The sequence below is a fragment of the Candidatus Seribacter sulfatis genome, assembly GCF_964187635.1.
Taxonomy (GTDB): domain Bacteria; phylum Verrucomicrobiota; class Verrucomicrobiia; order Opitutales; family Seribacteraceae; genus Seribacter; species Seribacter sulfatis.
The window spans coordinates 1-7,464 of sequence record NZ_CAXLMO010000030.1 but is presented as its reverse complement, the minus strand read 5'-3'; the positions used below and the strand labels follow the sequence as shown (position 1 = coordinate 7,464).

At 46.9% G+C, this 7,464-nt stretch carries 6 protein-coding genes; all 6 read left to right on the top strand.

The genetic code is table 11. The features are described from left to right. A partial coding sequence (locus ACKPQ5_RS03715; RefSeq protein WP_407677751.1) for a c-type cytochrome occupies positions 1-556 on the top strand: 556 nt, incomplete at its 5' end. Positions 557-567: 11 nt separating this feature from the next. Further along, positions 568-1,785, top strand: a complete 1,218-nt coding sequence (locus tag ACKPQ5_RS03710; protein WP_407677750.1) for a VHL beta domain-containing protein — start codon at positions 568-570, stop codon at positions 1,783-1,785. Between the two features lie 79 nt (positions 1,786-1,864). Beyond that, complete coding sequence (locus ACKPQ5_RS03705; protein ID WP_407677749.1) at positions 1,865-2,473, top strand: GntR family transcriptional regulator; 609 nt, start codon at positions 1,865-1,867, stop codon at positions 2,471-2,473. A 91-nt stretch (positions 2,474-2,564) separates the two neighbouring features. After that, the gene (locus ACKPQ5_RS03700) at positions 2,565-5,279 is read left to right on the top strand and encodes a PSD1 and planctomycete cytochrome C domain-containing protein (protein WP_407677748.1); all 2,715 of its coding nucleotides are present in this window, start codon (positions 2,565-2,567) and stop codon (positions 5,277-5,279) included. Position 5,280: 1 nt separating this feature from the next. After that, positions 5,281-6,675: a DUF1501 domain-containing protein gene (locus ACKPQ5_RS03695; RefSeq protein WP_407677747.1), complete on the top strand. Its 1,395-nt coding sequence runs from the start codon at positions 5,281-5,283 to the stop codon at positions 6,673-6,675. A 59-nt stretch (positions 6,676-6,734) separates the two neighbouring features. Continuing rightward, the coding region (locus tag ACKPQ5_RS03690; RefSeq protein WP_407677746.1) for a sulfatase-like hydrolase/transferase at positions 6,735-7,464 on the top strand (730 nt) is incomplete at its 3' end.

The following is a 7,464-nucleotide window of genomic DNA, read 5'->3' as shown; positions in this document are numbered from 1 at the left end:
TATTGTTAAGTCTCCTGCCGATGTTATGGCAGAGGCGATGGTGGGTAGCACATTCGTTAAAAATTGGGAACTGGAGGAATTAAGCAATGCGGCATCCAGTGGGCTAGAGGGTAGAAACTTTAAGGTTGGTCGCAGGATGTTTGCAGCAGGAGGTTGTTACGCGTGTCACCGATTTGGAAACCAAGGCGGCATGAACGGTCCCGACCTGACCGGTTCGGGCGGACGCTATTCACCTCATGATCTACTCGAACAAATCATGTATCCAAGTAAGGAAATCAATGAACAGTTCGTTCCCACTTTCGTAACTTTAAAAAACGGGAAGACCTTGTCCGGAGTTGTGGTAAACCTTGGTGGTAACCGCGTTGTCTTAAACACCGATCTCTACGATCCGAACCAAAGAACGAGCGTGCAAACAAATGAAGTTCAGAGCATGGGGCCGTCTACTGTCTCACCGATGCCCCCAGGACTACTTAATATGATGAAAGAAGAAGAGGTAATGGATCTGCTCGCATATATTTTAAGCGGTGACGATCCTCAGCATAAGTTCTTCAAATAAAAAATATTTCTATGAAAAGTCCGGGTATATTTTTTATAACCGGGTTCGTTTTCTTTATTTGTGTTCATTGTCTTGTCGCAAAGAATAGTTACGAAGTTACCGCAATTCCACAAGAAGTGAGAAATCGCTTAAATTTGGATGAATTTTATCAGAAGCATGTTGACCTTCACGGATTTTCTATAATTGGATCTGCAAAAGTTTCGAGCTATGCTTTAAAAGAAGCTGCTTTTCTGATCATAAAGATGGTTGGAAAAAGAAACGATTTACTTTCAATGCTGAATCGAAACAAAGCACGCTATGTGGTGATGGCCAGAGATGAATTTACTACAGACATTCCCGAACACTCGGACCTCAAACCCTCCCAATATTGGGATCATAGAGCTCGTGGGTTAGGTGCTACCTTTGCCCGGCCTGCTGTGACATGCGGAGAGGAAAACCTTCTTGGTATCAAAGGGGATCCCTACGCAAAGGAAAATATTTTGATTCACGAATTTGCCCATGCCCTACACCAAATGGCACTGATACAATTAAATCCAAATTTTCAAAATGAAATTGAAAAATGTTACAGAAATGCAATCGAAAGAAAAATATGGGATGGCACTTATGCTTCCACTAATGTCAATGAATATTGGGCAGAGGGAGTGCAATCATGGTTTAACACAAACCGTGAAAATGACCGGGAACACGGATTTATTAACACAAGAAAAGAACTCAAAAAAGCAGATCCCCCACTCGCCCAACTAATTAAAGAAACCCTTGGTGATTCAGAATGGAGGTATCAATTACCTCTAAAACGTGATCATGTCTCATCTCATTTATTAGGCTTCCATTATAAAGAAGAAAAACCATTTGCATGGCCAAACAATTTAATAATTTGGAAAAAAGAATTTGAATCAGGTGTAATCAGTTTGGCCCCCAAAGGAAGTCCGAAAATAAAACCACTACCTAACAAAACAAATGAAAAAACAAAATCTCAGTTCTCAAATAAAAGAAATCAGCTATTTTTGCGTAACCTTTCATCTAAAACAATTTTCCTAGAATGGATCGATTTTGAAGGAAACCCTAGGCAAAGAAGAACTTTGCGTCCCAAAGATCATTATGAAATTAATTCTTTTGTAAGCCACGCTTGGCAAATTATCGATCGTGATTCCAACAAAAGAATTCTTGAATTCATATTGCCCAAAAACAAAACTTCCCAATTTACATTCTTAAATTCCCACTACAAATAAAGCATATCCATTTTAACGATAGAAATTGTTAACAATTTCAAATTGACGAGTTTTCTGTTATAACATTAGGTGAATTTGCATGGTAAAGGAATCTATTAAAAGAGATTACACTCGGGAAGAGATCTGCGATATTCTAAGGTCGGATTTAATTGCCGGTAAATACCGTTACGATCAACCATTGCGTGAAATTTCCCTTGCCAAACGCTTCGGCGTAAGTCGAGGTCCAATAAGAGACGCTTTTCTAAAGCTTACTCAGGAAGGTTCATTAGTATACGAAACCAATCGCGGAGTTCGCGTTCATTCAGCAATCGCAGATGAGGAACGGAAAATAATGATGAACATGCGATTAGAATTAGAAAAATACTGTGTTTCTAAATATATTGAAGAAGCAAACCATAAAGATCATGGGGAATTAGAAATTTTGCTCGAGCAATTCAAGAATGCCTGTCTAAGAGAATCCTTGCCCGAAGTCGCGGAAAGAGACTTGGCTCTCCACAGACACTGGGTCACTCGGGTTTCTAAAAACCTCGAACTGATTTGGCTTGGACTCGCGGTTCGTATTTCAATGAAATATTCCCGTTTCGAGAACTTTGAAGAATCAATCGGAGAACACGAGAGGATTGTTGAAGCGATCCTCGTAAAAAATAAAGATGGGGCCCTTAAGGCACTTGCTTTAAATGTAATTTAAATTCTCTACCCAATCGACTGTGTCTACCACTCGATCAAGTTTGTTATCACTGTTAATTTATTTAGCTTTTTTTACAAAAATTGATGCAAATATGGGTGAAAGGATTTTTTCGCTCAAGGTAAAGCCTATTCTGGAAAGTAAATGTCTTGCTTGTCATAGCGAAAAAGAAGGGAAAACAAAAGGGGATCTCGATCTTTCTTCCCTCGATAAAATACTTTTAGGAGGGGAAACCTCGGAAAAGGTTCTCGTGCCCGGTTATCCGGAAAAGAGCCTCATCATGACCGCAATCGAGTGGAAGGACGAAGACTACGAAATGCCCCCCAAGGAGAACGACCGGTTGACCGAAAGACAAATCCACTGGATCAGACAATGGATCAAACTCGGAGCACCTTGGCCCGACCAAGAGACAAGCCAAAAGTACGTGCTTGAAGAGAGGGCGAAGCCCGTAACGGATGAAGGCATAATAGTCAAAACAAGTGGAGGCTTGTCCGACGATTGGACATACAGGCGCTACTCACCCGAAGACTTATGGGCATTCCAACCCTTGACCAAGCCTAAGGTACCTATCTCAGGGCTGAATCCGATCGATTCCTTTGTCAGGGAAAAGCTCAACCGGAAAGAGATCAAGCCTGCGCCACCCAGCCATTTCCGCAACTTGGTCAAGCGGGCCTACCTTGACCTTCACGGTCTTCCACCCACACCCTATGAAATCTACCAGTTTCGTTCAGCATGGGACAAGGATCCTCAAAAGGCATGGGTTGGATTGATCGACCAGTTACTTGAAAGTCCCCATTACGGAGAACGTTCCGCCCAACATTGGTTGGACGTCGCACGCTATGCCGATACGGCAGGACTGTCCAACGATTACGAACGCTCCAACATGTGGAGATACCGCGACTATGTAACGCGCTCTTTTAACCACGACAAACCTTACGACCAATTCATCATCGAACAAATTGCCGGAGATGAGCTCTGGGAAGAACAACCCAAGGACAAAAAAGACTCGCAACTTCTGGTGGCAAGCTCGTTCCTTCGCATGGGACCATGGGATCCGGCCATGGTTTTGAAACCGCAAGCCCGTCAATTGTACCTCGACGATGTGGTCAACTCGGTCGGGCAAACTTTCCTCAGTACGACCATGCGCTGCTTTAAGTGCCATGACCATAAATTCGACCCCCTCCCCACCCGTGATTACTACAGAATGTACGCCGCTTTTTCGGGAACCCAACTTGCGGAACGACCGGCTCCCTTTGCCAAAGAAGAAAACCTTCTTGGCCTAAACGAAGGAAAAAAAGCCACTCAAGTCATGTTCGACTTCGCGAAGAAAAAACACCACGAACTTTTGAAAAAACAGGAAGAGGCCGCCAAGAAATGGTATGCCGAGAGGGGAAAGAAATATCTCAACGAAGATAAGCGCAGAAGCTTGCCCGACGAAGAAAAGCCGCCCCGTTATGTAGGCTTAAACCCAATCGAACAAGGCAGGCTCAAGGTTCGACGCCAAGACGATTGGATTTGGAGCCGTCGGCTCGAACGCTACAAACCCCTTGTGCAATCCGTGTACAACGGTCCCGTACCCAAGTCTCTCAATGCTCGTAAAATGCGTATGCCCGGCAAGATACCCGATGGGCCGTTTCCTAAGTCTCACATTCTCCAGGGAGGTGCACTCGAAGCTCCCGGAGACCGTGTACAACCAGGCGTCCTAAGTGCCCTCGGTCTATCAAGCTCCGATAACCCCAAGGATCCTTATCTGATAACCAACGACAGCACCGGCAGACGATTGGATTTGGCCAAATGGGTTGCCCACCCGGACAACCCTCTTACCGCACGTTCAATCGTAAACCGAGTCTGGCAAAGGCATTTCGGAAAACCCCTTGCCGGCAACCCGAACAATTTTGGTGCGAAGGGAAAGAAACCCACACATCCTCGGCTTTTGGACTGGTTGGCGGCCGACTTCGTCCAGCACGGATGGAAATTCAAGCGACTCCACAAGCTGATCATGCTTTCCGAAACCTACCGCCAAGGGACGCAACACCCGGAATTCCAAAGACTCCGTAATGAAGACCCCGACAACCACCTGCTTGCCTACCGCCTGCCCCGTCGCTTGACCGCCGAGGAATTACGCGACGGCATGTTGGTAAGTACGGGAGAGCTTAACCGTCAAGTGGGTGGGCTACCGGTCATGCCGGAAATCAACATGGAAGTGGCCCTTCAGCCTCGTATGATCCAGTTCTCCCTCGCCCCCGCCTATCAACCTTCGATTCGGCCCGAACAAAGAAACCGCCGTACTCTTTATGCCTACCGTGTGCGTGGACAACCAGACCCCTTCCTGGAACTCTTCAACCAACCCAACCCCAACGACTCCTGCGAAGAAAGAGTCGCCGAGTCGGTCACTCCCCAAGCCTTCAGCCTTCTCAACAGTGACTTGATGAACGACCGGGCCATCGCTCTGGCTTTGCGAGCAGTGAATGAGTTCGATGATCTTCGAATGCAAGTCAAGCGGGTGGTTCAATTGGCTTTCGGCCGAGTTCCCGCAAAGAAGGAATGGGACAGACTTGAGAAGTATGTCGAAAAGATGAGGCAGTATCATCTCGAGCACGAACCGGAAAAAACCGAGTACCCTACCTCCATTACCCGTTCCCTCGTCGAGGAGTCCACTGGCCTTCCTTTCGACTACGAGGAAATTCTTCCCGCTTTCGAAAATTACCATGCCGACAAGAAAGCCCATGAAGTAAGCCCGCAAACCAGAGCTCTCTCAGATTTGTGCCTGGTTCTCTTCAATGCCAACGAATTTATGTACGTCTACTGATATGAACATCCCATTTTACGTTCCCGAACTCAACCGCCGTGATTTCCTCTACGGACTAACCTCTTCACTCGGAGCCTTGGCCATGACCGATTTGATGGCGAAAGATTCTGCATCCTTTAGCGGCGTGAAGAAACCGATGCACGAACCCAAGGCGAAAAACGTCATCATGCTCTTCATGGAAGGCGGCCCCAGTCAGGTCGATACTTTCGACCCCAAACCAAAGCTCAACGATCTTCACAAAAAGGAATCGAAACGGCCGGGAAGCCTAGCCTCCGGATACAAATTCTATGTGGGCAGTCCTTACGGTTCGCGCAAGGTAGGGAAATCCGGTTTGGACATGAGCGATCAATGGATCCATCTGCCCAAGGTGGCCGACGAGTTGTGCAACTATCGGGGTTGTTTCGCCGAGTCTCTCAACCACCCGGAAGCTCTCTTTCACATGAACACGGGGAGTCGACTGGGAGGCGACCCCTCTCTCGGCGCTTGGGCCAACTACGGTTTGGGTTCAGTAAACAAGAACCTTCCTGGATACGTCGTTATGACGGAACTCGCTCTCCCCCAAGGCGGATCACGCAATTGGTCAAATGGATTCCTGCCCGGTCAGTACCAAGGCACCCGCCTGCGTCCGTCCGGTTCTCCGATCCTCGACCTGAACGCTCCTTCCCACAAGACAAGGCGGCATCAAAGAGAGGCTCTCGACGAACTCGCTTTCCTTAACAAGAGCCACATGGCCAAGCACCCTCAGCACGAGGAGTTGGAATCCCGCATGCAAAACTACGAATTGGCCTACCGCATGCAAATGGAAGTTCCCGGCGTGATCGGACTGGAAGGAGAGAACGATAAAACGAAGGACGCCTATGGGCTTAACCAAAAGGAAACCGCAGAATTTGGGAAACAATGCCTGATGGCCCGCAGGTTGGTTGAAAAAGGAGTACGCTTCGTGCAAATCTTCTCGGGTGGATGGGATAGTCACGACTACCTCGAACGAGCTCACGCCGCCCGCATCAAGAGCGTGGATCAACCCATGACCGCCCTGATCCAGGATTTAAAATCAAGGGGCATGCTTAAAGATACCCTTGTTCTTTGGATGGGTGAATTTGGAAGAACTCCGGATAATAACCGGAGAGGAGGAGTCTATGCAATCGGTCGCGGACACAACAACCAAGCCATGACGATCCTCATGGCAGGTGGTGGCGTCAAACCTGGCAGTATCGTTGGAGCTACTGATGAATTGGGATCGGGAGCGGTTGAAGTCGCTCATCCAATTCGCGATTTCCATGTTACCTTACTTCACCTTCTTGGACTGGATGATAATAAACTAACCTACTTTCATGGAGGCAGATACAAGCAGCTCAGTCAGTTTGGAGGACAGATCATCAAAGAGTTGATTGCCTGATTACAGAACTGATTTACACATACTCAAATCCTTTACCCGGCTAGCCGTTTAAAATTATCATGATAAAAACCTTATACATAACCACTCTTTCCCTATTTTTTCTCCATTCAAGTTGGGGAAAGAAGCCAAACATTCTCTACATCATGTCGGATGATCATGCCGCTCATGGTATATCAGCCTATGGAGGTCGTTTAGCCAAAATCGCCCCAACCCCCAACCTCGACCGCCTGGCAAAAGAAGGGGCTCTTTTTCAAAATGCCTTCTGCACTAATTCAATCTGCTCACCTTCCCGTGCCTGCGTCCTAACCGGGCAATATAATCACACAAATGGAGCGGTCGACCTCAGTGGTAAAGTACTCCCTGGAAAACAAATGCTTGCGATTGAAATGGGCAAAGCGGGTTATGAAACGGCCATGATTGGAAAGTGGCATCTCAAAGTCGAACCCAAGGATTTTACCTATTACTGTGTGCTTCCCGGACAAGGTAAATACCATGGCCCCTCCTTTCGAATTCGGGGAGAAAAGCCGTGGGGGAAAAATCTGATCGAATTTCCAGAAAAACACTCCACGGATGCCATCACCGACCTGACCCTTGATTGGCTTAAGAAAAGAAAGGATGATAAACCATTCTTTCTAATGCATCACTACAAGGCTCCTCATGATTACTTTGAAAATGCAGAAAGATATGAAAATTATCTTGCTGATATTGATATTCCCGAACCTCCCACTCTTTGGAAACGGGATCCAACATTCGGATCTCTCGCCACCCGCGGAGACAATGACGAGTTAA

Coding starts and splice junctions, on each gene's coding strand:
- ACKPQ5_RS03710 (WP_407677750.1), top strand. CDS start 568: ATGAAAAGTCCGGGTATATTTTTTATAACCGGGTTCGTTTTCTTTATT.
- ACKPQ5_RS03705 (WP_407677749.1), top strand. CDS start 1,865: ATGGTAAAGGAATCTATTAAAAGAGATTACACTCGGGAAGAGATCTGC.
- ACKPQ5_RS03700 (WP_407677748.1), top strand. CDS start 2,565: ATGGGTGAAAGGATTTTTTCGCTCAAGGTAAAGCCTATTCTGGAAAGT.
- ACKPQ5_RS03695 (WP_407677747.1), top strand. CDS start 5,281: ATGAACATCCCATTTTACGTTCCCGAACTCAACCGCCGTGATTTCCTC.